Annotated in this window: 1 protein-coding gene; it reads right to left on the reverse strand. The window is 44.5% G+C overall.

Annotated elements, in window-relative coordinates:
- The coding region (locus AWU74_RS12050; RefSeq protein ID WP_202966439.1) for an ABC transporter permease family protein at positions 1–553 on the reverse strand (553 nt) is incomplete at both ends.

A 553-nucleotide genomic window follows, 5' to 3' on the forward strand; every position in this document is an offset into this window, starting at 1 on the left:
CAATAATCGAAGCCATTTGAAATGTTGGAGACACCGCTACGATATAAGGGGCGTAGACCAGGGCGGGTACCGAGGCAACCACGTTTATAACCGGCGATGTGGCTTCCCGGGGCCGCTGATACCAGCCGACAAATAAACCCAGAATGACTCCAAAACCCATGCCGATACTCACGCTGACTAAAATGAGATACATGGAGTGAAAGAATCCTGCAATCATCCGGGGATAATCCTGAATAAAGATATAGAATACATTCTGGGGAGGCGGAAACAAGGTGTAGTGCAGTACCTTAAAAATCTTTGAGCCCAAATCCCAGAGCAGAAAAACGCTGAAAATAATACTGTACAGGTCAACAACGTTGATAAGTTTTTTTCTGCCTATATTAGAATTGATAATGAACGCGGCTTCAAACCAAAGCAATACCGCATGATATGCCCACGGTGGATCCAAATGAAACTCCGTGTGACCAAAAGCCATGCCTGCGGCTGCCGCAAACAGAATGTTGGATAAATTGAGTATCTTATTGCTTGCAGATTTCTTTTGACTCATATTACC

The sequence above is a fragment of the Treponema endosymbiont of Eucomonympha sp. genome (genome assembly GCF_001028545.1).